The 23,576-nt window shown below is 62.8% G+C and carries 24 protein-coding genes and 1 pseudogene; 5 read left to right on the top strand and 20 right to left on the bottom strand.

Annotated elements, in window-relative coordinates; all coding sequences use genetic code 11:
• Positions 1 to 18: 18 nt before the first annotated feature.
• The gene (locus FJ417_RS16285) at positions 19 to 1,920 is read right to left on the bottom strand and encodes a methanol/ethanol family PQQ-dependent dehydrogenase (RefSeq protein WP_140784161.1); all 1,902 of its coding nucleotides are present in this window, start codon (positions 1,918 to 1,920) and stop codon (positions 19 to 21) included.
• Between the two features lie 696 nt (positions 1,921 to 2,616).
• Between FJ417_RS16285 and FJ417_RS16280 the strand changes: the two genes are divergently transcribed.
• Complete coding sequence (locus FJ417_RS16280; RefSeq protein ID WP_140784160.1) at positions 2,617 to 2,970, top strand: hypothetical protein; 354 nt, start codon at positions 2,617 to 2,619, stop codon at positions 2,968 to 2,970.
• 53 nt (positions 2,971 to 3,023) lie between these two features.
• On the opposite strand, the gene FJ417_RS16275 is transcribed toward FJ417_RS16280, so the two are convergent.
• From FJ417_RS16275 to FJ417_RS16265, 3 genes are all read right to left on the bottom strand, one after another.
• Positions 3,024 to 3,764, bottom strand: a complete 741-nt coding sequence (locus tag FJ417_RS16275) for an ATP-binding cassette domain-containing protein (RefSeq protein ID WP_140784237.1) — start codon at positions 3,762 to 3,764, stop codon at positions 3,024 to 3,026.
• Positions 3,733 to 4,479, bottom strand: a complete 747-nt coding sequence (locus FJ417_RS16270; protein ID WP_140784236.1) for an ABC transporter permease — start codon at positions 4,477 to 4,479, stop codon at positions 3,733 to 3,735. Before FJ417_RS16270 ends, FJ417_RS16275 begins: the two co-directional genes overlap by 32 nt.
• A 77-nt stretch (positions 4,480 to 4,556) precedes the next feature.
• A complete protein-coding gene (locus tag FJ417_RS16265) occupies positions 4,557 to 5,546 on the bottom strand; it encodes an ABC transporter substrate-binding protein (protein WP_210240650.1) in 990 nt (329 codons plus the stop codon).
• A gap of 540 nt (positions 5,547 to 6,086) precedes the next feature.
• Between FJ417_RS16265 and FJ417_RS16255 the strand changes: the two genes are divergently transcribed.
• Positions 6,087 to 6,467: a cytochrome c family protein gene (locus FJ417_RS16255; protein ID WP_140640321.1), complete on the top strand. Its 381-nt coding sequence runs from the start codon at positions 6,087 to 6,089 to the stop codon at positions 6,465 to 6,467.
• A gap of 42 nt (positions 6,468 to 6,509) precedes the next feature.
• Here the strand turns inward: FJ417_RS16255 and gph are convergent, their stop codons facing one another.
• The 10 genes from gph to FJ417_RS16205 are packed head-to-tail and all read right to left on the bottom strand — an operon-like array spanning position 6,510 to position 16,390.
• Complete coding sequence (gph, locus tag FJ417_RS16250) at positions 6,510 to 7,208, bottom strand: phosphoglycolate phosphatase (protein WP_140784157.1); 699 nt, start codon at positions 7,206 to 7,208, stop codon at positions 6,510 to 6,512.
• Positions 7,205 to 7,762, bottom strand: a complete 558-nt coding sequence (locus FJ417_RS16245; RefSeq protein WP_140784156.1) for a thioredoxin family protein — start codon at positions 7,760 to 7,762, stop codon at positions 7,205 to 7,207. Before FJ417_RS16245 ends, gph begins: the two co-directional genes overlap by 4 nt.
• 19 nt (positions 7,763 to 7,781) lie before the next feature.
• Positions 7,782 to 8,468: a ribulose-phosphate 3-epimerase gene (gene rpe / locus FJ417_RS16240; RefSeq protein ID WP_140677572.1), complete on the bottom strand. Its 687-nt coding sequence runs from the start codon at positions 8,466 to 8,468 to the stop codon at positions 7,782 to 7,784.
• Positions 8,465 to 9,403 (bottom strand): CbbX protein, encoded by a 939-nt coding sequence (gene cbbX, locus FJ417_RS16235; protein WP_140784155.1) that lies wholly within the window; start codon positions 9,401 to 9,403, stop codon positions 8,465 to 8,467. Before cbbX ends, rpe begins: the two co-directional genes overlap by 4 nt.
• A gap of 24 nt (positions 9,404 to 9,427) precedes the next feature.
• Positions 9,428 to 9,847, bottom strand: a complete 420-nt coding sequence (locus tag FJ417_RS16230) for a ribulose bisphosphate carboxylase small subunit (RefSeq protein ID WP_140784154.1) — start codon at positions 9,845 to 9,847, stop codon at positions 9,428 to 9,430.
• A gap of 11 nt (positions 9,848 to 9,858) precedes the next feature.
• Entirely contained in the window at positions 9,859 to 11,319 is a 1,461-nt protein-coding gene (locus FJ417_RS16225; RefSeq protein WP_140784153.1) for a form I ribulose bisphosphate carboxylase large subunit, read from the bottom strand.
• A 35-nt stretch (positions 11,320 to 11,354) separates the two neighbouring features.
• Positions 11,355 to 12,434: a class II fructose-bisphosphate aldolase gene (gene fba, locus FJ417_RS16220; RefSeq protein WP_140784152.1), complete on the bottom strand. Its 1,080-nt coding sequence runs from the start codon at positions 12,432 to 12,434 to the stop codon at positions 11,355 to 11,357.
• Between the two features lie 11 nt (positions 12,435 to 12,445).
• On the bottom strand, positions 12,446 to 14,449 hold the full coding sequence (gene tkt / locus FJ417_RS16215; RefSeq protein ID WP_140784151.1) for a transketolase: 2,004 nt from the start codon (positions 14,447 to 14,449) through the stop codon (positions 12,446 to 12,448).
• Between the two features lie 10 nt (positions 14,450 to 14,459).
• Positions 14,460 to 15,332 carry a phosphoribulokinase gene (locus FJ417_RS16210; protein WP_140784150.1) on the bottom strand — a complete coding sequence of 291 codons (873 nt, stop codon included), beginning with the start codon at positions 15,330 to 15,332 and terminating at the stop codon, positions 14,460 to 14,462.
• 8 nt (positions 15,333 to 15,340) lie between these two features.
• On the bottom strand, positions 15,341 to 16,390 hold the full coding sequence (locus FJ417_RS16205; RefSeq protein ID WP_140652887.1) for a class 1 fructose-bisphosphatase: 1,050 nt from the start codon (positions 16,388 to 16,390) through the stop codon (positions 15,341 to 15,343).
• A 119-nt stretch (positions 16,391 to 16,509) separates the two neighbouring features.
• Between FJ417_RS16205 and FJ417_RS16200 the strand changes: the two genes are divergently transcribed.
• Together FJ417_RS16200 and FJ417_RS16195 are read left to right on the top strand one after the other, a co-directional pair.
• The gene (locus tag FJ417_RS16200) at positions 16,510 to 17,499 is read left to right on the top strand and encodes a LysR family transcriptional regulator (protein ID WP_140640303.1); all 990 of its coding nucleotides are present in this window, start codon (positions 16,510 to 16,512) and stop codon (positions 17,497 to 17,499) included.
• A 213-nt stretch (positions 17,500 to 17,712) separates the two neighbouring features.
• Positions 17,713 to 17,913, top strand: a complete 201-nt coding sequence (locus FJ417_RS16195) for a hypothetical protein (protein ID WP_140640301.1) — start codon at positions 17,713 to 17,715, stop codon at positions 17,911 to 17,913.
• A 17-nt stretch (positions 17,914 to 17,930) separates the two neighbouring features.
• Here FJ417_RS16195 and FJ417_RS16190 read toward each other — a convergent pair whose 3' ends face one another.
• The 6 genes from FJ417_RS16190 to FJ417_RS16165 form a co-directional block, all read right to left on the bottom strand.
• Positions 17,931 to 18,557: a hypothetical protein gene (locus tag FJ417_RS16190; RefSeq protein ID WP_140784149.1), complete on the bottom strand. Its 627-nt coding sequence runs from the start codon at positions 18,555 to 18,557 to the stop codon at positions 17,931 to 17,933.
• Positions 18,557 to 19,417 (bottom strand): ABC transporter permease, encoded by an 861-nt coding sequence (locus tag FJ417_RS16185; protein WP_181183235.1) that lies wholly within the window; start codon positions 19,415 to 19,417, stop codon positions 18,557 to 18,559. Before FJ417_RS16185 ends, FJ417_RS16190 begins: the two co-directional genes overlap by 1 nt.
• A gap of 11 nt (positions 19,418 to 19,428) precedes the next feature.
• Complete coding sequence (locus FJ417_RS16180; protein WP_246687469.1) at positions 19,429 to 20,268, bottom strand: ATP-binding cassette domain-containing protein; 840 nt, start codon at positions 20,266 to 20,268, stop codon at positions 19,429 to 19,431.
• Positions 20,265 to 20,711, bottom strand: coding sequence for a hypothetical protein (locus tag FJ417_RS16175; protein WP_140784147.1), 447 nt, complete (start codon positions 20,709 to 20,711; stop codon positions 20,265 to 20,267). The genes FJ417_RS16180 and FJ417_RS16175 overlap by 4 nt, the downstream gene beginning before the upstream one ends.
• A gap of 32 nt (positions 20,712 to 20,743) precedes the next feature.
• Entirely contained in the window at positions 20,744 to 21,670 is a 927-nt protein-coding gene (locus tag FJ417_RS16170; RefSeq protein ID WP_181183233.1) for a YVTN family beta-propeller repeat protein, read from the bottom strand.
• A 67-nt stretch (positions 21,671 to 21,737) separates the two neighbouring features.
• A complete protein-coding gene (locus FJ417_RS16165) occupies positions 21,738 to 22,985 on the bottom strand; it encodes an ABC transporter substrate-binding protein (RefSeq protein WP_140784234.1) in 1,248 nt (415 codons plus the stop codon).
• A gap of 414 nt (positions 22,986 to 23,399) precedes the next feature.
• On the opposite strand from FJ417_RS16165, the pseudogene FJ417_RS16160 reads away from it, so the two are divergent.
• Positions 23,400 to 23,576, top strand: a pseudogene (locus FJ417_RS16160) (alcohol dehydrogenase catalytic domain-containing protein); the annotation flags it as partial.

Here is a 23,576-nt window from a genome sequence, read left to right as displayed (position 1 = left end):
TAAGGTTTTCCCGGGATATCAATCCGGAAGACCGAAGACGGTGAGCTGGCCGCCCAGCGTCGTGTAGTCGGCGAGTGCCGCGTAGCCACCGACCGCTCCGAGACCGGCCGTTCCAACGACCGCGGCCTGATCGCCCTGCGCGCGGCCCTGATCGACGGCGCCATGCCAAGCGGCGGCGTTGTCGGGTGACAGCAGTCCGCCGGCGAGGCCGATACCTGCCCATCCGCCGACACCGGACAGAACGGCGATGTACTGCTTGCCGTCATGCTCGAAGGGCGTGACATTGCCGATGATGCCGGACGGGGTCTTGAACTTGTAAAGTTCCTTGCCGTGCTCATCGACTGCCTTGATGTAGCCTTCGAGCGTCCCGTAGAAGATGACGTCGCCAGCGGTCGCCAGAGCGCCCGACCACACCGAGAACTGCTCGGGCTTCGACCAGACGATCTCACCCTTGGCGGCATCCCAGGCAATGAAGTTGCCCATGTTGCCGTCGCCGCCAGGCGCCGGATACATCGACACCGTAGCGCCCACATAAGGCTGGCCGGCCGTGTAGCTCACCTTATACGGCTCATAATCCATGCAGACGTGGTTGGTCGGCACATAGAACAGCCCGGTCTTCGGCGAGTAGGCGGCCGGCTGCTGGTCCTTGGTTCCAAGCGCTGCCGGGCAGATACCCGTCGAGTTGGTGTCTTCGCCGTTCTGCTGCGTCGAATATTTCGCCACGACCTGCGGGCGGCCGTATTCCTTGCTGTTGGGGTCCATATTGACTTCGGTCGCCCAGTTCACCGCCGGGTCGTACTTCTTGGCGACGAGAAGTTCGCCGTTGGCGCGATCCATGGTGTAGGCGAAGCCGTTGCGGTCGAAATGCACCAGCACATCGTGCTTTTTGCCTTTGACCTCCATGCCGTCGACGAGAATCATCTCGTTGATGCCGTCAAAGTCCCATTCGTCATGCGGGGTCATCTGGTAGACCCATTTGGCCACGCCGGTGTCGGCATCGCGGGCGAAGATGGTCATCGACCAGCGATTGTCTCCGGGGCGCTGGACCGGGTTCCAGGTCGAGGGATTGCCGGTGCCGTAGTAGACGAGGTTCAGCTTGGGATCGTAGGAATACCATCCCCAGGTCGTGCCGCCGCCCGTCTTCCACTGCTCGCCTTCCCAGGTATTCGTGCCGGAGTCCTTTCCCACCGGCTTGCCGAGCTGCGTGGTCTTCTCGGGATCGAGCAAGGTGTCCGCATCCGGACCTTCCGAATAAGCCTTCCAGGCGAGCTTGCCGTCTTTCAGATTGTAGGCGGCCAGCCAGCCGCGGACGCCGAATTCCGCGCCGGATACGCCGACGAGGACCTTGTCCTTGATGACCACCGGCGCCGATGTGCCGGACTCACCCTTGCCGCCGTCGGTCTGTTCGCCGTTCTTGACCGACCACACGACCTTGCCGGTCTTGGCATCGAGCGCAACGACGGTGGTGTCGGCCTGGTTGAGAATGATCTTGCCGTCTCCGTAGGCGACGCCGCGATTGACCGTGTCGCAGCACATGATCGGAATGACGTTGGTGTCTTGCTTGGGTTCGTACTTCCAGAGGATCTTCCCGTCATTGTCGAGATCGAGGGCGAAGACGGTGTTCGGGAACGGTGTGTGAACATACATGACGTTGCCGATGATCAGCGGTCCGCCCTCGTGTCCGCGCAGCACGCCGGTCGAGAAGGTCCATTTGACCTGCAGGTTCTTCACGTTTTCCTTGGTGATCTGCTTGAGCTTGGTATACCGGGTGTTGGCGTAGTCGCCAGTCTGCATCACCCAGTCTTTCGGATTTTCGGCCATCTTCACGAGGTCTTCGTTGGCTGACGCTGTATAGAGTGCGCCTAACGACAGTAGCGCGGCGGTTGTTGCGATGTAGGTGGCTTGAGTAAGTGCGCGCATCAAATTCCTCCCATGTTGACAACAAGAAATCGGCAATCAAGCTCGCAAGAGCTTGTTCAGGCGATTGGTATTGGGAAGTATTTCCGGCAGCTGTCACGACCTAAACTGCAAGTAGCAGAGGAACTTTCCTATCCTCTACCAAATCAGCCTAGCCTGCACCCGCCCGGTTGGCCTACGAAAGACTGCCGCCGCTCCCTTGTTACAGCGATGTCCTTGAAGCCGGAAACAGGGTAAGGCTATGTCATTGCAAAATGTCAGGCAAGGAAAAACCCCCGCCTGAATTGTGCGCTGCAGCATTTATCTAGTGCGACGCAATATAAAATTTAGAGAAAAAAGACATTCAAAATTTCACCATGGTTAGAAGTTTAAAATCGAATGATTTCATACGCAATATCTAATATGATCGTATTATAGGCGTGATAAACTTCTAAGTATATTTCTAAATATTCTTGTGTCTCGTTTCGCTTGATATCTCTGGTTGTCCGCATTGATCTGGCTATGAAAAAATACTCGCTAAGATGGGCGCTGGGACGAGCCGTGAAGCTGCTTTGGAGAGCTGCCGTCGGTGGGCAAGGCATTCCTCCTTTGGTCCTATACCGGGACGGTGAGAACTTGACCGGGCTTGCGGCATGCCGCCAACTGGGCACGATGGTGCTGCCTCGCTGCAGCGCGCGCGGGCAATAGGAGGAATTTCTCATGGTCAGATATGTTGGATTTTCGATCCTTCCGCTCCTCTTTTCGCCGGCAATGGTCCTTGCAAACCCGGCCGGCACCGCGGGGGACTACCCGACGGCGACGATTGTCGACTACGTGCTCGGCTGCATGCAGACGAACGGCCAGACGCGTCAGGCGCTGGAGAGTTGTTCATGCTCGATCGACGTCATCGCCTCGATCCTCCCTTACGACCATTATGAGAGGGCCGAGACCTTCAAGAGCCTGTCCCTGACGACAGGCGAGAATGCAGGTCTGTTCCGCGAAAGCGCGCCGGCGAAGGCCGCGCGGACGGAGCTGAAGCAGGCGCAGGCCGAAGCCGACGTGCGCTGCTTCTGAAGCATCTAGGCAAGCTGCGGCGGTTTCCGTCTGGAACTGCATAGACCAGGCGGTCAGGCCACGCCCGGAAATTTCTGATGGAACGATCGCAAAAGGCCGTTCGTCGCCTCGGGGCCGCGGTGTTGCCGGGGCAGCCCTATGTCGAAAACGCCGAGCACGTGCGAGGGCCGCGGCGCAAGCACGATGATGCGGTCCGCCAGCGTTAGCGCCTCGGTCAGGTTGTGTGTCACCATCAGGGCGGTCGTGGGCCTGGCCGACCAGACGTCGAGAAGCAGGCGCCGGAGTTGCCCGGCGGTCGGTCCGTCGAGCGAGACGAAAGGCTCGTCGAGGAACAGCACCGCCGGCTCGGTCGCGAAGGCGCGCGCGAGCGCCGCCCTTCGCGCAAGGCCTAGCGAAAGCTCCGCCGGATAGAGCGAGCGCATGCCGGCGAGACCGAGCGTGTCAAACAGCGCGTCGAGATTTTTCGCGCGCAGGTCTTTCGGCAGTGCTAGCCTGACGTTCTGTTCCACCGTGCGCCAGGGCAGCAAGGTGGGTTCCTGGAACACGGCGGCTATGCGGTTCGAGCCGCCTTCGGGCAGCTGGAAAGAACCGGAGAACTGCCTGTCGAGCCCAAGCAGAATGCGCAGCGTCGTGGTCTTGCCGCAGCCCGATGGCCCGAGCAGGCAAGCGAATTCGCCTTGTTGGACCTCGAAGGAAAGGTTCTTCAGCGCCATGACCGAGACGCCCTGCGCGGACCTGAAGGTTTTTTCGGCGATGTCGACCCTAAGCGGAGCGGCGGCGCCAACGGGTTGCATGTCGTTCAACGGGCTGCACCAGAAGAAGTTCGATCACGAGCATCACCGCCACGAATGCCAGCGTGTAGGCAAGAATGGCGGCGACGTCGAAAAGCTGGAAATAGAGGTGGATCTGAAAGCCGACGCCGTTGGAGCGGCCGAGCAGTTCGACCACCAGAACGATCTTCCAGATGAGAGCGATACCGGAGCGCGAGGCCGCGGCCAGATAGGGCTGCAATTGCGGCAGCAGGATATGGCGAAGGCGGTCGAGGGGACCGAAGCGGTAGACGGCCGCCATTTCGGCGTAACTCGGGTCCAGCGCCCTGGCGCCCTCGCGCATGGTCACCACGACATTCGGGATCTTGTTCACGGCGACCGCGCTTATCGCCGCCGCCTCGTTGAGGCCGAACCAGATATAGGCCAGCACGATGACCACCAGCGCGGGGATGTTGAGGAACAGGATGACCCAGGGGTTGAAGAACCGGTCCGCGCGGCGGTAGCTGCCCAGGAGGATGCCGATCGCCGATCCGACGATCATCGCGACGAGATACGCCGCGGCGACCCGGCCCAGCGTTGCGCCGAGGTGGTAGAAAAGGTCGCCGCTCGCCGCCTCTCTCAGCAACACCTGCCAGACCTCACCTGGTCCCGGAAAGGCGGGACTCGGCCAGGTATTCGCCGCCAGGCTCCACAGCAGGCCAAGCCCGAGCAAGGAGACTGTCACCGTCAGCGCGGGCATCAGCGTCGCAGCGGAGCCGGAACGGCTGGAGATGCCGGCCGCTTCGCCGAGCGTGCGATCGCCGCCGTCTCTTGCGGTCATTGCGGCGGCTCCCGCCAGAATGTGCCGGGCGCCATCTCCGGCGCGCTGCCGACCAGCTTTTCGCCGCCGATTCGGGCCAGCACCCGATAGAGCCTGCCGGCATCGACCGCCTCCTCGGCGACCGGACGCCTGGGGATGCCCTCGCGGTAGCGGTCGCGCAGCTTGGCCAGCTCCTTGCCGTCGGCGCGGATGACCGGCGCGAGGCGCAGCCACTCTTCGTCGGACCTTGCCAGCAGATCCTTGGCCTGCGCGGAAGCCTTGAGGAAGCCGCGGACGGCTTGCGGATTGTCGTTCGCCCATTTGTCGTGGAAGACATAGCCAAGCGCGGATACCGGCCCCGATGCTCCGAGCGCCATCTGCGCGTCGCCGGCGCCGATCAGCCGACGAAAGCCGTCGGCCTCGAGCCTGGCGCAGAAGTGCCAGAAATTGAGCACCGCATCGAGCTCGCCCTGAATGGCCTTTTGCGAAATCAGCGGCGGCGCGCCAAAGACGACATCGCTGACCGCCGGCAGGTCGATGCCGTGATCGCGCCTGGCTAGCGCCTGTATCAGCAGCCAGCTCTTGTCGATGGCTCCGCCGGCGACGCCGATCTTCTTCCCCTTGAGGTCTGCGACCGTGCGGATCGGCGACGCGTCCTTCACCATGATCGCCCCGACGGCGGTCGAATAGGGGGCCAATGTCACGTCGCCGCCCACCGAGCGCTGGCGCGAGACCCACAGCCAATCGGTCACGATCACGTCGATCGCGCCTGCCAGCATCGCCACATTGGTCGCATCCTCCCCGGCGAAATTGATGACGTCCAGATCGATCCCGTTGGCGGCGTCGAACTTGTGCTGCTTCAGCGTATCAAGCTCCCAGCTCACCGTGCCGAACTTCAGCACGCCGATGCGAAGCTTTGACGCGGCGGAGGCGTCAACGGCGTGTGAGCCGACAATCGCCGCCGTTCCAAGAGCCGCCAGACGGAGCGCTTCCCGCCGCGAAATCATGATGCGTCCTCCCGGGACTGCAACAAACCAGGGCGCCGGTCAGATTGCCCGGTCCTTCGTTGGGAAAGCGCATTTCCAGCGCCTGACCTTCAAGGCCGGGTGTTCCTGCGACCATTTCGCGATTTCGCTGGGCGCCAGCATCATGCATTGGAACAGGGAGCCGCGGCTTTCAAAATAGAGATGCTCGTCTCGGCAATCGCCGGGATTGGCACTCAGGCAAACCGTCAATATGAGGTCGACCAAATTCATTCAGCACCTCTTGCGCGCGCGAAAACGCCCGCTCTGGCGAAATGCCGCCGCCCCCATTGCCTGGGCAAATCCCAGCCTGGATAAAACCAGCCTGACCGGTGTCCCGAGGTGCCCTTGGGAATCCAGAACGGCCTGAAGCTACGCGCTCGCCCCAGGACCGTCAACAAAGTCGAAAGTACAGGATGGGCTCTCTCGGGTGCGGCAGTCTGGACCTTCGTATGATTGACTTCCGCCATCCGCCGGTTAGCTTTTTGCTCGTGCCGGGGATTTGACGATTAATGAGGAATTGCCATGCGCGCTATCGCATTTTTCGCCGCCATATTTCTGGTTACTTTCATTACGGACCAATCCTACGCGCAGGATGCGGCGGCAGGCGAGAAGGTCTTCACCAAATGCAAGGTCTGCCACGTCGCGGACAAGGACCAGAACAAGGTCGGTCCGTCGTTGAACGGCGTCATCGGCCGCACGGCCGGCACGCATCCGGGATTCAGCTATTCCCAGGCCATGGTCGCGGCCGGAAAGTCCGGCGTCAAATGGGACGAGCCGACGCTGACGACCTATCTCCATGATCCAAAGGCCATGGTGAAAGGCACGAAGATGGCGTTTGCCGGCCTCAAGGACGACAAGGACGTGGCCAACGTCATCGCCTATCTCAAGCAATTCTCGAAGTGACGGCCTAGAGCGGTTCAGCGTTGATAGAATCGCCGAGCCGCTCTACGCGGCGTCACGCAGCCTCCGCATGGCGGAAGGCAGATCGAGCAAGCTGTCGCATACGAGGTCCGCGCCCAGCTCCTCGACGGGGACATGGGTGTAGCCGCCGCGCAGCAGAACGACCGGCATGCCGGCCGCGCGCGCGGCGCCGACGTCGCTGATGCTGTCTCCAACCATCAGCGCCTCGTATGGTTCGACGCCAAGCTGGTCGAGCGCCAGAAGCAGAGCGTCAGGCGCCGGTTTCAGGTTTGTCACGGCATCTCCGCCGACGATCGCGCCGAGATATTCCGTCAAGTGGAAATGCAGCAGGATTTCGCGCGTCGCCAATTGCGGCTTGTTGGTGGCAACGCCCATGGCCGTTCCGTTCAGATGGAAGTGGGTGAGAACTTCCCTGACGCCAGGCATCAGCTTCGTCAGCCCGGTCAGATGTCTGCGGTAGATCGGCGCCATGTCGCGATTGGCTTCCTCGAGAACGCTGCCGGCAAGCGGCGACCCCGAGGCGGCGAAAGCCCGCTCGACCAATTTCATGACACCGCCGCCGATCATCGCCCTGACCCGATCCACGCTGAGCGGCGGCAGATCGCGGCCGGCCAGCAGCTCGTTCACAGCCGCCGCGATGTCGGGCGCCGAATCGATCAGCGTGCCGTCGAGATCGAACAGGATCGCCCTTGGCGACCCAAACGGCTTGCTTGCGTCTTTCATGCGGCTTCCTTCCATTTGATCGAGCAGCCGATCGAAGCGATCTGGTCGCGCGGACCGTTACCCGTTCGGGCAACCTGCTTCATCGCCTCCAGCAGATCGCGTCTCAGCCCAGGCTGTCCGGCCTCGCGTCGCGATGCATCCAGCCGGCCACGATATTGCAGCGTCAGTTCGCCGTTGAGGCCGAAGAAATCCGGGGTGCACACGGCGCCATAGGCGCACGCCACCGCCTGCGACTCGTCATGGAGATACGGGAAGGTGAAGGCGTTCGCCCTGGCGAAGAGCTTCATGTTGTCGAAGCCATCGTCAGGATAGGCGTCGGCATCGTTGGCGTTGACCGCAACAAAGCCGATACCCTCGGCCTTGAGGTCGTTGGCGTCGCGCACGATGCGCGAAATCACCGCCTTCACATAGGGGCAGTGATTGCAGATGAAGGCGACGACCAGCCCGTTGGGTCCGGCCTGGCCTAAGATCGAATGCGATCTGCCGTCGATGCCGGGCAAGACGGCGTCGACGCCTTGCCAGCCGAAATCGCAGACCGGTGGGATTGCCGCCATGTCATCCTCCGCAGGTGGTTCATGCGGCTCGCCGGACCGCTCCGTCGGCCGCCTGTCTGATCGCGCCGATATTGGCGCGATAGGCGGCCTCGGCGCCACCCTTGAAAACGGCGGAGCCGGCGACAAGCACATTGGCGCCGGCCGCGGTAACAAGGGGAGCCGTCTCGGGCGTGACGCCGCCGTCGATCTCGATGTCGATCGGACGCTGGCCGACGAGCGCCTTGACACGCCTGACCTTGTCGATGACCGCCGAAATGAAGGCCTGACCGCCGAAACCCGGATTGACGGTCATCAAAAGCACCAGGTCGAGCCGGTCGAGGACATATTCGATGACGCTTTCCGGCGTCGACGGGTTGAGCGACACGCCGGCCTTCTTGCCGAGGTTCCTGATCGCCTGCAGCGAGCGGTCGAGATGCGGCCCGGCCTCGGCGTGCACCGTGATGATGTCGCAACCGGCGTCGGCGAAGGCGGCGAGATAGGGATCGGCCGGCGCGATCATCAGATGACAGTCGAAGATCTTGTCGGTTCGGTTGCGGATCGCCTTGATCACCGGCGGGCCGAAGGTGATGTTGGGCACGAAATGTCCGTCCATCACGTCGAGATGGATCCAGTCGGCGCCCGCCCGCGCGACCGCTTCGACCTCGTCGCCGAGCCGCGAGAAATCCGACGACAGAACGGAAGGGGCGATGATGGTCTTTGCGGTCATTTGCCTTCTCCTTCCCCGGCGGGCAGCGTGAAGACACGGCTGGCGGTGATGTCCTCGGCGGAGATCGTCGACAGCGCCTTGGCGTCGAGCGGTCCCTTGGCGCTCTCGAACAGGCGATTGGCCTGCCGCAGCCGTGTCCGGTCGAGCGCGTTGCGGATCGAGCGGGCATTGGCGAAATGCGGTTGTGCGCGGCGGCGCGCGATGTAGTCGGCCATTGCGGCGGTTGCCTCGGTGTCGAACAGGTAGTTTTGCTTTTCGAGCATTTGTTCCGCGATCCTAAGAAGCTCGTCGTCGGAATAATCGGGAAAGTCGATGTGGTGGGCAACGCGTGAACGGAATCCCGGATTGCTTTCGAAGAAGCGATCCATGCGCTGCGCATAGCCGGCGAGGACGACGACGAGATCGTCGCGCTGGTTCTCCATCACCTGCAGCAGGATCTCGATCGCTTCCTGGCCGTAATCCCGTTCGTTCTCAGGGCGATAGAGATAATAGGCCTCGTCGATGAACAGCACGCCGCCCATTGCCTTCTTCAGGATCTCCTTGGTCTTGGGGGCCGTATGGCCGATATACTGGCCGACCAGATCGTCGCGGGTAACCGAAACCAGATGGCCCTTGCGGATATAGCCCAGGCGATGCAGCAGGTCGGCCATGCGCAGCGCGACGGTCGTCTTGCCGGTGCCCGGATTGCCGGTGAAGCTCATATGCAGCGTCGGCGTTTCGTGCGCGAGGCCCATGCGGCGGCGGGCCCGCTCGACCAGCAGGAGCGCCGCCGTCTCGCGGATGCGTCGCTTGACCGGGGCGAGCCCGATCAGATCGCGGTCGAGCTCGGCCAGGACGTCCTTGACGCCGGACGTTTCGAATTCCTCGCGCAGATCGATCGCCGCCGGGGCGGCGGCTTGCGGCACTTGCGTTTCGGCTAAGGCTGGCGCCGGCATGGTATTTTCCTCCTGTCGCGATGATTAGCCGTATCTCGCCCCGGCCGGCCTGTCGGCGGCGTAGGGCCTGGTGGTGTAGCGGATCATGCGGCCCGCGGTTTCCTGCCTGTCGAGTCGGTAGCCGGGTTCCTCGTCCGGGCGGTTCACGATGAAGGAGAGCTTCACCGATTCCCAGCCCTGCGAGGAATCGAAGGCGACGACGCGGATATAGCGATCGCCATAGAGCTTGCGGCATGCGTTGAGCTCCATCATCAGCGCCGCCGCGTCCGGATTGTCGAACATCGGGTGGCCCCACATGTCCCAATAGGTGTTGCGCGGGTGCGGGTCGTCGGTGAACTCGAGGCTGACGGCCCATTTGTTGTCGATGCAATACTGCACCTGCGCGCGGATCTGATCGTCGGTCAGGTCGGGCAGGAAGGAAAAGGCCCCTTGGGTTATGCGCATTGTCTGTCTCCTTATTCGGCGGCTGTTGCCACCGGAACGAAGTCCGGCGTGTCGGTCGAGGCGTAGTTGAATGTCACGTCCTTCCAGACGTCGAGAGCCTGTCGCAGAGGCAGGCATGAGCGGGCGGCGCGCTCGAGGATCTCAGGCCCTTCCCGCAGGTAGTCGCGACCCTCGTTGCGGGCGAGGATCATCGCTTCGAGAGCTACCCTGTTGGCGGTGGCGCCGGCCGCGATCCCCATCGGATGGCCGATCGTGCCGCCGCCGAACTGGAGCACGACATCCTCGCCGAGCAGGTCGATGAGCTGATGCATCTGGCCGGCATGGATGCCGCCCGACGCCACCGGCATCAGCTTGTTGAGCGAGGCCCAGTGCTGGTCGAAGAAGATGCCGTTCTCCAGCCGCATCGGGTTATGGTCCTCGCGGCAGATGTCGTAGTAGCCCCTTGTCGTCGCCGGATCGCCTTCGAGCTTGCCGACGACGGTGCCGGCATGGATGTGATCGACGCCGGCAAGCCGCATCCATTTGGCGATGACGCGGAAGGAAACGCCGTGCGACTTCTGCCGCGTGTAGGTCGAGTGCCCGGCGCGATGCAGGTGCAGAATCATGTCGTTCCTGCGCGCCCACTTCGCCATCGACTGGATCGCCGTGTAGCCGATCACGAGGTCGATCATGACGATGTTGGAGCCGAGCTCCCTGGCGAAGTCGGCCCGTTCGTACATGTCCTCCATGGTGGCCGCGGTGACGTTGAGATAGGTCCCCTTGATCTCGCCGGTCTCGGCCTGCGCCTTGTTGACCGCCTCCATGCAGTAGAGGAACCGCTCACGCCAATGCATGAAGGGCTGCGAGTTGATGTTTTCGTCGTCCTTGGTGAAATCGAGCCCGCCTTTCAGCGCCTCGTAGACGACACGGCCGTAATTGCGGCCGGAAAGGCCGAGCTTCGGCTTGACGGTGGCGCCGAGCAGCGGGCGGCCGAACTTGTCGAGGCGCTCGCGCTCGACGACGATGCCGGTCGCCGGACCCTGGAAGGTCTTCACATAGGCGACGGGAAAACGCATGTCCTCCAGCCGCAATGCCTTCAACGGCTTGAAGCCGAAGACGTTGCCGATGATCGATGCCGAAAGATTGGCGATCGAACCCGGCTCGAACAGGTCGAGATCGTAGGCGATATAGGCGAAGTACTGTCCGGGCGCGTTCGGCACGGGGTCGACCCGATAAGCCTTGGCGCGGTATTTTTCGCTCGCCGTCAGCCGGTCCGTCCAGACCACAGTCCAGGTTGCGGTCGAGGATTCGCCGGCGACTGCCGCGGCGGCCTCAATCGGGTCGACGCCGTCCTGCGGCGTGATCCTGAACACCGAGAGTATGTCGGTGTCCTTGGGCTCGTAGTCGGGCTCCCAATAGCCCATCTTCTTGTATTCCATCACACCGGATCTGTAGCGGTCCTTGCCGGTCACGGTCTCGGATTTGTTGGGCATGAGTCTGGTCCTTTCCTTGCTTGGCGGACCGCCGCTCAGGCGGCTTTCGCGGTTGCGATCTGCGGGTCGAGCTTTCCCGCGGCGTAGCGCTTGGCCATCTCGTCCATGGCGACGACCTTGATCTTCGAGGCGTTGCCCGCGGTGCCGAAGCGTTCGAAGCGATCGCGGCAGAGGTCGCGCAAGGCGTCCATGGCGGGCTTCAGGAATTTTCGCGGATCGAATTCACGCGGATCCTGCGTCGCGACGCGGCGGAACTGCCCGGCCATGGCCATGCGGCAATCGGTGTCGATGTTGACCTTGCGCACGCCGTAGCGGATGCCGCGCTCGATCTCCTCGACCGGAACGCCGAAGGTCTGGGGCATCTCGCCGCCGTACTTGTTAATAATGTCCTGCAGCTCCTGCGGCACGGAGGACGAACCGTGCATGACCAGATGCGTGTTAGGCAGCTTCTCGTGGATCGCCTCGATCACCTGCATGGCCAGGATGTCGCCGTCCGGCTTGCGCGTGAACTTGTAGGCGCCGTGGGAGGTGCCGCAGGCGATGGCGAGCGCATCGACGCGAGTGGCGGTCACGAAGTCGACCGCCTGATCGGGATCGGTCAGGAGCTGGTCGTGCGACAGCGCGCCCTCCGCTCCGTGACCGTCCTCCGCTTCGCCCTGGCCGGTTTCCAGTGAGCCGAGCACGCCGAGCTCGCCTTCGACGGAAGCGCCGACCCAATGCGCCATGCGCGCGACGCGTTCGGTGATGGCGACGTTGTAGTCGTAGCTCGCCGGGGTCTTGGCGTCCGCCATCAACGACCCGTCCATCATCACCGAGGTGAAGCCGTGGCGGATCGCCGAAAGGCAGGTGGCTTCGTTGTTGCCGTGATCCTGATGGATGCACAGCGGAATGGCCGGATGGATCTCGGTCAACGCCTCCATCATCCTGGACAGCATGATGTCGTTGGCATAGGAGCGGGCGCCGCGCGAAGCCTGGATGATCACCGGCGCGTCGCAGGCCCTGGCCGCCTCCATGATGGCGAGGCCCTGTTCCATGTTGTTGATGTTGAATGCCGGCACGCCGTAACCGTGCTCGGCGGCATGGTCGAGGAGCTGGCGAAGGGTGATGCGGGCCATTGTCGGTCCTCCTAGATGATGAGTTTCAGCGCCGCCGCGGCGACGGCTTCGGGTGTGATGCCGAAATGCCGATACAGGTCAGGGGCGGGGGCACTGGCGCCGAAGCCGGTCATGCCGACAAAAGCGCCTGTGTCGCCGATCCAGCGGTCCCAGCCGAGACGGGCGGCCGCCTCGATGGCGACGCGCGGCGCCGAGCCGAGGACGGACTTGCGGTAGTCGGCTTCCTGTTCCTCGAACAATTCCCAGCACGGCATCGAGACGACCGCGGCGGCGACGCCGTGCTGGGTTTCCAGCCGTTCGGCGGCGGCAACGGCGATCTCGACCTCCGAGCCGGTGGCGATCAGCGTCACGGCGCGATGCGCGGATGGCTCGCGCAAGACGTAAGCGCCGCGGCCGGACCGGTTCCCGTGGCCATGTACCTGGCGCAGCGTCGGCAGGTTCTGGCGCGAGAGCGCGAGCACGCTTGGCCGCTTCCCGCTCTTCAGCGCCAGTTCCCAGCACTCCGCCGTTTCGATGATGTCGGCCGGGCGGAAGACATTGAGGTTCGGCGTGGCCCGCAGCATCGCTAGGTGCTCGACGGGCTGATGGGTCGGTCCGTCCTCGCCGAGGCCGATGGAATCGTGCGTCATCACATAGACGACGCGCTGGCTCATGAGCGCCGAGAGCCGCATCGCGCCGCGAGCATAGTCGGCGAAGCACAGGAAAGTGCCGCCATAAGGTATGAACCCGCCATGCAGGGCGATGCCGTTCATGGCCGCGGCCATGCCGTGCTCGCGAATGCCGTAATGAATATAGCGGCCTGCATAGTCGCCCGGCGCTATGCGATCCATGCCTTTGGTGATCGTCAGGTTCGAATGGGTCAGATCGGCGGAGCCGCCGACTGTCAGCTCGGTTGCGCCGTTGATCGCGGCGAGCGCCATTTCGGAGGCCTTGCGCGTTGCGACCTTGGTCGCCTTCTCGACGTGCTCCGCGCGGAAGGCGTTCAACGCTTCGAAGACCGCATCGGGCAGCTTGCCGGAAAGCGCGCGCTCGAAATCTTCGCGGCGCGCCGAGGCGGCAAGCCGCCGCTCCCAAGCGCGCCGCGCCGCCTGGCCGCGTTCGGCGATCTCGCGCCAAGCCGAAAGGATGTCGTGCGGCACGTCGAACGGCGCGTGGGCCCAGCCGATGTTTTCGCGCGTCGCGGCGATCTCCGCATCGCCCAGCGGCGCGCCATGCGTCTTTTCCGAACCGCCGAGATTGGGGGCGCCCTTGCCGATCACCGTACGGCAGGCGATCAGGGATGGCTGATCCGAATGCTGTGCTGCCTCGATCGCCGTGGCGACGGCTTCCATGTCATGGCCGTCCACCGACTGCACATGCCATCCGGCGGCTTTGAACCGGGCCGGCTGATCCATCGATGTCGACAGCGAGGTCGGTCCGTCGATGGAGATCGCGTTGTCGTCCCAAAGCACGATCAGGCGGGAGAGCTTCAGGTGACCCGCGAGGTCGATCGCCTCGTGGCTGATGCCTTCCTGCAGGCAGCCGTCGCCGGCGATCACATAGGTGTAGTGGTCGACGAGATCGGCGCCGTGGCGGGCGGCAAGCATGCGCTCGGCCAGCGCCATGCCGACAGCGGTCGAAATGCCTTGCCCGAGCGGGCCGGTGGTCGTCTCGATGCCAAGCGCGTGGCCATGCTCCGGATGCCCGGCGGTACGGCTGCCCAGCTGACGGAACCGCTGCAACTCCTCGATCGGCATGTCCTGGTAGCCGAGCAGGTAATGCAGCGCATATTGCAGCATCGAGCCGTGCCCGGCCGAAAGCACGAAGCGGTCGCGATCGGGCCAATCCGGCGCCGCCGGGTCTATGGCGATGAAGCGGCTGAACAACACCGTCGCGACATCGGCCATGCCCATCGGCATGCCCGGATGTCCGGAACTGGCCTTCTGCACGCTGTCCATGGCCAGCGCGCGGATGGCGTTCGCCATGTCGCGCTCGGACACGGCGGCTGCGGACTTCAATGCTGCCAGGCTGGTCATGGCATCCTCCTCACGACACACGTTTCTTGCGTTCGATCAATTGCAGGATGAGCGGCGTCAGGATCAGCTGCATGGCAAGGTCGAGCTTGTTGCCCGGCACCACTATGGAATTCGGCCGCGACATGAAGGAGTCGTGGATCATTGAAAGCAGGTAAGGGAAATCGATGCCGCGAGGATTGGCGAAGCGGATCACCAGCATCGATTCGTCGGGGGTCGGAATCCAGCGCGCGATGAACGGGTTCGACGTGTCGACGATCGGCACGCGCTGGAAATTGATCGCGGTCTGCGAGAATTGCGGGACGATGTAGCGGACATAGTCCGGCATGCGGCGCAGGATCACGTCCATCACCGCCTCGGTGGAATAGCCGCGCGTGGCGCGGTCGCGATGGATCTTCTGGATCCATTCGAGATTTATGACCGGCACCACGCCGATCTTGAGGTCCGCGTGCCTGGCCAGATTGATCTTTTCGGTGACGACGCAGCCATGCAGGCCTTCGTAGAAGAGCAGGTCGCTCGGTGCGAATTCGCGCCATTCGGTGAAATGGCCGGGCGGTGTGCCGTACTGCTTCTCCTCATCCTCGTCATGGATGTAGGTGCGGGTCTTCCCGCTCCCCCGGCGGCCATATTCCTCGAAAACCTCCTCGAGGATATCGAGCTCGTTGGCCTCGGCATGGAAGTGGGTGAAGTTCGGGTTGCCTGCCTTTTCCTGCTTGGCGACCTCCACCTTCATCGCAGCGCGATCGTAGCGATGAAAGGCGTCGCCTTCGATGAAGGCAGCCTCGATGTTCTCGCGCCGGAAGATCATCTCGAAGATGCGCTTGACCGAGGTCGTGCCCGCGCCCGACGATCCGGTGATGGTGATGATGGGGTGCTTCGCCGACATGGTTCCGCTCAGGCCCTGAAGAGTCCGCGGCGGCTGAACAGCGGCGCACGCTCGCCGATGGCGCTGGGCTCGGTGTGGTAGCGGGCGATCCGCGCGACTTCCCGCGCGGATCCGAAGACCACGGGTACGCGCTGATGCAGGCTCTCGGGTTCGATTTCCAGGATGCGGGTGATCGCATCGGTCGCGGCACCGGCCGCCTGTTCGATCAGATAGGCAATCGGATTGGCCTCATAGACCAGCCGGAGCCGTCCCTGGCTGTAACCCCGGCGTTGGTCGCCGGGATACAGAAACACGCCGCCGCGCATCAATATGCGGTAGCATTCGGCAACCAAAGAGGCGATCCAGCGCATGTTGAAATCCTTCTCCCGTGGGCCTTCGGTGCCTTCCAGGCAGTCGTCGACATAGAGGCGCACCGCCTCGTCCCAGTGGCGGTAGTTGGCGGCGTTGATGGCGAACTCCTGGGTCCGCTCCGGAATGATCCGGCTTTCGTAGGCCTGGACGAAGGTGCCTAGCCTGGTCGAATGCACGAAGACGTGCGTGCCGCTGCCGAGCGACAGAACGAGCGCCAACTGCGGCCCGTAGATAAAGAAGCCGGCGCCCAGCATGTTCGCGCCTGCCTGCAAAAAGGAGGCGGCCGGATCGGCGTCCGGCGCGCCAGTTGCAGGGAGGAGCGAGAAAATCGTTCCGACCGACACGTTGGTGTCGATGTTGGAGGAGCCGTCCAGCGGGTCAATGGCGACGGCGAGGGGGGCTTGCCTGTCGAGCAGGACAGGCTGCTCCAGCTCCTCGGAGGCATAGAGCGCGACCGGGGCGCGACGCATGGCGTCGAGGAAGATGTCGTCGGCAAAGACGTCGAGATCCTTCTGGACATCGCCGTCGGCATTGGCGCCTCGGGTCCCGGCAAAAGCGGCGCCGAGCGCTCCCTGGTTGATGGCATTGCGGACCTTGGTAGCCGCCTGCGTGAACTGACGGACGGTGGCGACGACCGCGGATCGGCGTTCGTCCGGCTGATCGCCGAGATAGGAGTTCAGAAAAGCGTCGAGCGTTGCCGCTGGCATCGTAACCTCCCGGTCCGGCGTATTTCCCAGGCGCCGGATGGAGAGATGAAACCAAACGGTCCAAGATAAGTAAAATTCAATAACTTTACCTTGGCGCTAAAAATAATTTAGTATGCTGCATGAGGACTCTCACGCTCAAGCAATTCAAGACCGTCCAGGCCATCGTCAGCCACGGGAAAATCGTGAGCGCGGCCAAGGTGTTAGGCCTCTCTCCTCCAGCGGTTACGATCCAGTTGCGACAAGTGGAGGAGGAGTTCCAGCTGGCCTTGTTCGACCGGACGTCGGACGGCATGCGTCCTACTACCGCAGGGCTGGCCTTCGTCGAGGCCGCGCAGGCCATCGAGGAGCGGTTGCGCATGCTCGAGGACGAGATGGACGCCATCAAGGGCGTGCGCGCCGGCAGCCTGAGGCTCGGCGTCGTCTCCACCGCCAAATATTTCGCGCCGCGGCTGATGGCCGGCTTCATGAAGGAGCATCCCGACATCGACATGCGGCTTGCCATCGGCAATAGAGCCGAAACGATCGACAGGCTGAAGAATCACGACATCGACATCGCGCTGATGGGCCGTCCACCCAAGGAAGTTTCGGTGCGGGCTTCGGTCTTCGGCGACCATCCGCTGGTCATCATCGCGCCGCCCGAACACAAGCTGGTTTCGGCACGCGACATTTCCAAGGAAAGGATCGCCGAGGAGCATTTCCTGATCCGCGAGCCAGGCTCGGGCACGCGCATCTCGCTGGAGATATTCCTGAGCGACGTGCCTGGCCGGATCGACGATCTCGGCGTCGAGATGGGGTCGAACGAGACGATCAAGCAGGCGGTGATGGCAGGTCTCGGCATTGCCTTCATCTCCGCCCACACCATCGCCGCGGAAACGGAAGCCGGTCGGCTCGTCATTCTCGATGTGGCCGGGATGCCGATCCGCCGGCAATGGTTTTCGGTGATGCGCACCGATCACGTGATCTCGCCCGCGATGGCGACCTTCAACGATTTCCTGATGCGCAAGGGCGCGACTTACCTGCCCCTGTTCGGCAAACTGTATCCACATGCCGAAGCGGATGAAGCAGCGCCGACACGGCAAGCGAGAACGCCTGCAAGGCGGCCCAAGTGAAACGCCTGACATATCGGCTGTCGGGGTTCGTGCGAAAAGGTTGGGGAAGGGCGTGAGCAATGGGTCATCGCCATGGCGGTCGGCAGGCCTGCATGGCATATTGCTGATGGAAGGGTAGGGCAGCAATTCACACAAGGCGGAAGGGCAGCCAAACCCGCAGGCAAATCGCATGCGTCCCGGCGTGGGGTTCGGGATTTCGAAGGGGAAGGGGCAATGCTTTATACAATCGTGATGATGGTCTGCATGACGACCGTGCCGCAGACCTGTGAGCAACGCGAGGAAATGGCGGACGGCCTGGCCATGAATCCCGGAGTGGCCTTCATGCAGGCACAGCCGCTGGTCGCGCATTGGCTGGACACACATCCCGGCTATTTCGTGCAGCGCTGGCGCGTATTGCCCGGCCGGAGCAGCTAGAGCAATTCCAGGAGGAGTTATTTCTTCGTGGCAAGCGTCTCCGAGACGGTCTTGGCCAGCTGGTAAAGCCGCTGCTCGATTATCGTCGGCACGTCACAGACGTAGGTCAGTGATTGCGCGCGCTCCGTGAAGATGCGCGTCGCGAAATTTAGCTGGTCGGTCCGCCGCTCGACCTCGTCCTGATCCGCGTCAGGTTTTGTCCGCAACGCATCGACGTCGGACGCTTGCTTGCGCAAGTCGGCGGCCATTTCGAGCTGCCTGTGGGCATAACGGGAAATGCCGGAAATGACGTGCGAACGCTCGGCGTCCATGTGGTCGAACATGCCCTGCACGAGCATCGCCATTTTCGGCGCAAGCTGCTCGGCCGGAAGCGATGCCGCAAAATCCCTGATTTTCTTCTGAGCGTCGCCGAGCGGCAGCCGCCGCGCCGAGACGTCCTCGACAAGAGCGGAGACCGATGAGTCGTTTGACCAGTCCTTGGCCGACGGCGGAAGGTCCGGCCCGTTCCAGACCTGGCCGAGCGACAATTGCGGCACCTTGCGCTGGACGCAGGGCCAGCCCGGATCGGCGGTCGCCGCCCCGGCATTCGCGCCCGGCGCTAGCATGGCGACCACAACCAGGCTGCGAGCAAGCATTCCCGTCATCAGGCATTTCCTCCCGTATCCTGCTTGCGGGTCATCAGGCCGCGCGAGGGGTCGTAGGCGATGATGGCTCCGGCCAGAAACAGCAGCGTGCATCCGGCGACGACGCCCAGCGACACCCAATCGATCTGCCCGTAAAAGGCGAAGCGGATGAGTTCGACCGCGTAGGTGAACGGATTGACGATGCAGATCTTGTAGAGGAGAGGGCTGGCTTCCTGGATGCGCCACAACGGATACAAGGCGGGTGAGGCGAAATAGCCAGGGAATATGACGAAGTTCATGATGCCGGCAAAGTTTTCGAGTTGCTTGATCACCGAGGATAAAAGCATCCCGAGGGCGCAAAGCATCATGCCCGACAGAAACAGCGCCGGCAGCACGAACAGGTAGCCAAGGGGCGGCGCCTTGACGCCCCAGAACCAGGCCACGATCAGGAACGCGTAGACCTGCGCGATCGATACGGCGACGCCGGCGAGCATCTTGGACACCAACAGAAACCAGCGCGGAAATGGGCTGACAAGCAGGGTGCGCATATTGCCCATCTCGCGGTCGTAGACCATCGACAGCGAAGACTGCATGCCAGAGAACAGAAGGATCATGCCGCACAGGCCGGGCGTGATGTAGACCTCGTAAAGGACGTAGGTTTTATAGGGCGGTATGATCGAGACCCCGAGCACCTGGCGAAAGCCGGCGGCGAAGATGAACAGCCAGACGAGCGGCCTGACCAGCGAGGAGATGAAGCGCTCGCGTTGATGCAGGAAACGCAGGCACTCGCGCAGGACGATGCCCTTGAGGCAGACGAGATAGTGGCGCAGACCGAACGCGTCCGACCTCACCGGCGTGACGGAGGCGACCTTTTGCGGCATCGCGGACGTGCTCATGGCGAAATCTCCGCAATGCCGGTCGTCTCGCCGCGGTTGAGCTTCGAGAAGGCGTCGCGGATCGAACCGGCGCCGCTGGCCTGGATGAGATCGGACACCGTGCCGCTGGCGACAAGGTTGCCCTGTCGCAGCACGACGGCATGGTCGCTGTCGTCGACTTCGTCGATCAGGTGCGTGGCCCACAGAACGCCGATGCCTTCGGTTTCGACGAGCCTGCGGATGGTGGCCAGGATGCCGGCGCGCGACTGGACGTCGAGACCGACGGTCGCCTCGTCGAGCAGCAGCAGGGAGGGGCGGTGGAGCAGAGCCCTGGCGATTTCGATCCGTCGCATCTGGCCGCCGGAGAGAGAACGGGCCTTGTCATGCTCACGGCCCTGCATGTCGACCGTTTCGAGCAGGGCGGCGATGCGCTGCCGGGCTTCGCCGCCGCCGATACCGTGCAGCGAGGCGTGGTAGGAGAGGTTCTGGTACACGCTGAGATCGAGGTCGAGCGTACGTGCCTGGAACACGATGCCGACACATCTGAGCGCTTCGCCGGAAGCGCGGCGGATGTCATGGCCGAAGATGCGGATCGATCCATGGCGGGTGTCGTAAAGGTGGCTGATCAGCGAGAACAAGGTTGTCTTGCCCGCCCCGTTGAGGCCGAGCAGCACCGTGAAGGTCGCCGGGGCGATCGAGAAGGACACGTTGTTCAGCGCCCGTTTGGGACCGTAGGAATGGCTGACGCCGACGACGTCGAGCGCCGCCACCTCATTTCCCGAACCGCCTGTCCGTACATGCTGCACGCCCATCACCCTGTTCTCATGTGCGCCCGGTCCCCATTTGCCGGTTTTCATTTGATTGTGATCTTTCCCTTCAGGCCCTTGTCGGCAAGGTCGGGGACGGACCACGTGTATTCGCCGGGGCGCACGGTGTGGAACTGAACCAATATGGTTCCCGCATCGTCGAATTCGAGCCAGGCCGGTGCGCCGGCCATGTGCACCTCGAGATCGTTTATGACGATCTGGTCGATCCAGACGTTGCGCCAGAGATCGGTCATGAACTTGTATTCGAAGCCGCCGTGAGATGTGATCTTCCAGCGATAGCCTTGGCCGGCGACCAGTTCGAAATCCGTCCGATTGACGTCGTAGCTGGATTTGTCCGAGCCCAGGACAAGCTCGGGGAGGTTCTTGCTGGATCGCGTCACCTTCGGGGCATCATCGTCGTCGGCACTGGCCGCGAGCGGGGCAACCGCCAGTCCGACAAGAACGGCGAAGGCAATCATGCGACTGGTCTTCATGGAACGAACTTCCTGGCTTGCTTGGGACATCGCTAGTTCGGCGATATGGCGACGCCCCAGGGCTGCTGGCCGACGGTGAGCGACTGGACCGGTTCATCGGTCGCCGTGTCGATGAAGGTGATGTCGTTCGAGTTGCCGTTCGTGGTGATCAGCGTCTTCTGGTCGGGGGTGAAGGCGAGATGCCAGACGCGCTGGCCGACGAGGATATATCTTTCCACTTCGTAGGTTTCGGTGTTGATCACCGCGACATGGTTTGCCGGGCCGAGCGCGACATAGGCCTTCTTGCCGTCGGCGGTTATGGCGATGCCGACGGGCTGGATGGTCTCGGCCCGCAATCCGTTGATCGCGAACTGGATTTTCTTCACCACCTGACGCTTGGCGTTGTCGATGACGCTTACCGTGCCGCCGACCTCGGCGCTGACCCAGATCTGAGAGCCGTCGGGCTTGAATTCGGCGAAGCGCGGGCGTGTATCGACCAGGACGTTGTCGGTCACCTCATGGCTTTGCGTGTCGATGAAATGGGCCATGCTGGTGGTTTCGGAGGTGTTGACCATGGTCTTGCCGTCGGGGCTGACGCCCATGCCTTCCGGCTCGACGCCGACCGGGATCTCCGAGAGCACCGCCTTGCTCGCGACATCGACGACGGTCACCAGATTGTCGTCCTCGTTGGCGATGTAAAGCGTCTTGCCATCAGGCGAGAGCACGAACAATTCAGGATCGGGCCCGGAGGGCAGATCGCCCACGATTTGAAGGCTCGACGTATCGATGATCTGGACCGTGTCGTCGTCGCTGGCGCACAGATAGACGAACTTGCCGTCGGGCGAAATCGTGATGCCGCGCGGCCGCTGCCCGACATCGACGGTCTTGATCACCTTCATCGTCGCCGTGTCGACGACGGTCATGGTGTTGTCCTTCTCGTTGGAGACATAGGCCGTATAGGCCGATGCCGGACCGGCCATGAGGCCGGTCGCGAGAAAGGCGAGTGCACAAGCTCGTCCTTGCACCGATTTTCCTCCCGATTGCTTTTTACTTAAGGGCGCATTTCGTCTCCGGCTGGTCGACGCCGAGCGTGTCGAGCTCGGAAACCTGATGGAGATAGCCCTCCTGCGGCGAGGTCGAGACGACCGACTTGGCGTCGCTGAGCAGGATCGGCTGGCGCAACTGAAGGTTCCATTTGCGGAAGGTCAGCTTCTGGCCCTTGAAGGCGGCGACCGAGAAATCGTCCGAGCGGATATAGTCACTGATCTTTTTCGGATCGTCGCCATTGGTGCGCGTGGTGGCTTCGCCGACGGCCCGCACGGCCGTCCAGGCCGACATGTCCTTGGACAACATTCGCCGGCCCGTCGTCCTCAGGAACCGGCTTTGCATCTGGATGCCGCCCCACTGCTCACTCGCGGGATGCCATGACGAGGCGACAAGCCCCGCCGTGCCCGCGACCGGGCGCGGTGTCCAGGTGCGGTAGGGCACATAGGTTCCGAACACCTCGCTCTCGTCGGCGACCAGCACCACGTCGTGTTCCGGCAGGTCCTGCGTGAACACGGAAATCTGCTGCTGGATCTGCGTGGCGCCGGTGTCGGTGCGCCTGGCGGTGCCGGAGTCCTTGAACTCCTTCTCCGCCACGATCTGGCCACCGAAACGGGCAGCCGCGCGGCGCAACGCATCGGCATAGAGATGGTCCTGCTCATGCGAGCCGTAGAGCAGCACCCAGTTCGGCCACTTCTTCACCATGAGATATTGCGCCAGCGCGTCGGCCAGCATGCTGCGCGTCGGCGCGATGTGGAAGACGTTTATGCGGCAGTCCTCCTCGCGCAGGCTGTCGTCGGTGGCGCCGATGTTGAAGATCAGCATGCCCTTGTCGCGCGCGATGTCGGCGATGGACAGCAATTGCCTGGCCGAGAGGTCCGCGACCACATAGCGGTCGCCCTTGACGATCAGGTCGTCGAATGCCTGAACCACATCGGCGTTCGGCTTTATTTCGGTGATGTCGAGGCTGAATTTCTGGCCGAGGAACGTTCCTGTCGTATTATTGTCGCTGATCGCCACCTTGGCGCCGGCAACACCCTCGTCCCTTGGCGGCAGGTCGAGCAGGGAAAGCGTCAGCTGCGGCGCGTATGCCCGCAAATAGCCTATCTTGATTTCGGTGATCTTCTTTTCAGACTTGGCCGTTGCGGCCGGTTGCTTGCTCGCTTCCTGAGCCGGCGCACCGGAAATGTTGGCGGCCAGGAAAAGAAAGCACAAAAAGGTCGTGAGAGTGCTCGGCACCGCGCTCGTCATCGATAACATTACCCACTCTCGTGCCGGGTCCAATCCTATCGGACCGGCGCCAAGCCAAGGTGCCCGCGGAAAACTTAGCGGACGTGTTGGATTTATCAAACCTTGTAAGCTGACCTGCCACTTCTGCTTTAGTCCTATTCGCCGCCGGCAAGGCGGCCGGCGATCAAGTGGATCGCGGCATGCCGAACTGCGCGGAAAGTTCCCGGTTGATCCTCGAGATCAAGCAACGCGTCTATCGGGTGGCCACCTCGAAACAGGTGAAGGGTGGGGGGACCTTGGTAGAATAGACTTATGAGGTAGACCGTTCGATTATTGCTAGCTCACTATGGCTTGGAAACGGTATTTTTTGTTGTCCGGCGGACGTCAAGTCCGCCGGAACATGAAGTTTTTCGATTGCCCTGGGAGGAGTGCCTCATGAAGACGCGTGCCGCCGTTGCCGTTGCCGCCGGAAAGCCGCTCGAGATCATGGAGGTGGACCTCGAAGGGCCGCGCGACGGCGAGGTTCTGGTCGAGATCAAGGCGACCGGCATCTGCCATACCGATGAGTTCACGCTGTCGGGCGCCGATCCGGAAGGGCTGTTTCCGGCCATC

Origin of the sequence: Mesorhizobium sp. B3-1-7 (assembly GCF_006439385.1) — a bacterium.
Lineage (GTDB): Bacteria > Pseudomonadota > Alphaproteobacteria > Rhizobiales > Rhizobiaceae > Mesorhizobium.
The sequence above is the reverse complement of the archived record's forward strand: the minus strand, read 5'-3'. Positions and strand labels throughout refer to the sequence as shown.

Coding starts and splice junctions, on each gene's coding strand:
- FJ417_RS16180 (WP_246687469.1), bottom strand. CDS start 20,268: ATGAAAACCGGCAAATGGGGACCGGGCGCACATGAGAACAGGGTGATG.
- gph (WP_140784157.1), bottom strand. CDS start 7,208: ATGAAAGACGCAAGCAAGCCGTTTGGGTCGCCAAGGGCGATCCTGTTC.
- rpe (WP_140677572.1), bottom strand. CDS start 8,468: ATGACCGCAAAGACCATCATCGCCCCTTCCGTTCTGTCGTCGGATTTC.
- FJ417_RS16265 (WP_210240650.1), bottom strand. CDS start 5,546: ATGATTTCGCGGCGGGAAGCGCTCCGTCTGGCGGCTCTTGGAACGGCG.
- FJ417_RS16245 (WP_140784156.1), bottom strand. CDS start 7,762: ATGGCGGCAATCCCACCGGTCTGCGATTTCGGCTGGCAAGGCGTCGAC.
- FJ417_RS16210 (WP_140784150.1), bottom strand. CDS start 15,332: ATGTCGGCGAAGCACCCCATCATCACCATCACCGGATCGTCGGGCGCG.
- cbbX (WP_140784155.1), bottom strand. CDS start 9,403: ATGCCGGCGCCAGCCTTAGCCGAAACGCAAGTGCCGCAAGCCGCCGCC.
- FJ417_RS16170 (WP_181183233.1), bottom strand. CDS start 21,670: ATGGCCGGTCCGGCATCGGCCTATACGGCCTATGTCTCCAACGAGAAG.
- tkt (WP_140784151.1), bottom strand. CDS start 14,449: ATGACCAGCCTGGCAGCATTGAAGTCCGCAGCCGCCGTGTCCGAGCGC.
- FJ417_RS16165 (WP_140784234.1), bottom strand. CDS start 22,985: ATGACGAGCGCGGTGCCGAGCACTCTCACGACCTTTTTGTGCTTTCTT.
- FJ417_RS16195 (WP_140640301.1), top strand. CDS start 17,713: ATGCTTTATACAATCGTGATGATGGTCTGCATGACGACCGTGCCGCAG.
- fba (WP_140784152.1), bottom strand. CDS start 12,434: ATGGCCCGCATCACCCTTCGCCAGCTCCTCGACCATGCCGCCGAGCAC.
- FJ417_RS16225 (WP_140784153.1), bottom strand. CDS start 11,319: ATGCCCAACAAATCCGAGACCGTGACCGGCAAGGACCGCTACAGATCC.
- FJ417_RS16280 (WP_140784160.1), top strand. CDS start 2,617: ATGGTCAGATATGTTGGATTTTCGATCCTTCCGCTCCTCTTTTCGCCG.
- FJ417_RS16190 (WP_140784149.1), bottom strand. CDS start 18,557: ATGACGGGAATGCTTGCTCGCAGCCTGGTTGTGGTCGCCATGCTAGCG.
- FJ417_RS16175 (WP_140784147.1), bottom strand. CDS start 20,711: ATGAAGACCAGTCGCATGATTGCCTTCGCCGTTCTTGTCGGACTGGCG.
- FJ417_RS16275 (WP_140784237.1), bottom strand. CDS start 3,764: ATGCAACCCGTTGGCGCCGCCGCTCCGCTTAGGGTCGACATCGCCGAA.
- FJ417_RS16230 (WP_140784154.1), bottom strand. CDS start 9,847: ATGCGCATAACCCAAGGGGCCTTTTCCTTCCTGCCCGACCTGACCGAC.
- FJ417_RS16285 (WP_140784161.1), bottom strand. CDS start 1,920: ATGCGCGCACTTACTCAAGCCACCTACATCGCAACAACCGCCGCGCTA.
- FJ417_RS16255 (WP_140640321.1), top strand. CDS start 6,087: ATGCGCGCTATCGCATTTTTCGCCGCCATATTTCTGGTTACTTTCATT.
- FJ417_RS16200 (WP_140640303.1), top strand. CDS start 16,510: ATGAGGACTCTCACGCTCAAGCAATTCAAGACCGTCCAGGCCATCGTC.
- FJ417_RS16205 (WP_140652887.1), bottom strand. CDS start 16,390: ATGCCAGCGGCAACGCTCGACGCTTTTCTGAACTCCTATCTCGGCGAT.
- FJ417_RS16270 (WP_140784236.1), bottom strand. CDS start 4,479: ATGCCCGCGCTGACGGTGACAGTCTCCTTGCTCGGGCTTGGCCTGCTG.
- FJ417_RS16185 (WP_181183235.1), bottom strand. CDS start 19,417: ATGCCGCAAAAGGTCGCCTCCGTCACGCCGGTGAGGTCGGACGCGTTC.